Below are 238 nucleotides of genomic sequence, written 5' to 3' on the forward strand. Positions count from 1 at the left end.
TGACGCCATTCCCAACTACGCTCAACAAATCTTTCTCTGCCCATTTCTTGACGTGTTGGCTCTTGGCACTCTGCAAGCTGACGCTCAACAACCGTTTGCGTAGCAATCCCTGCATGATCCATGCCAGGCTGCCACAAAACATTCTTGCCACGCATCCGCTCAAACCGGACGACAATGTCTTGAATTGTCGTATTGAGTGCATGCCCCATATGAAGTGAGCCTGTAACATTGGGAGGCG

Annotated in this window: 1 protein-coding gene; it reads right to left on the reverse strand. The window is 50.8% G+C overall.

Going from position 1 to position 238, the window contains the following annotated elements; all coding sequences use genetic code 11:
* Positions 1-238, reverse strand: a 238-nt coding sequence (locus ACFIK8_RS12885; RefSeq protein WP_375669647.1) for a class I tRNA ligase family protein, incomplete at both ends; no start/stop codon positions are given.

The organism is Bartonella sp. MR168JLCBS, from assembly GCF_042194175.1.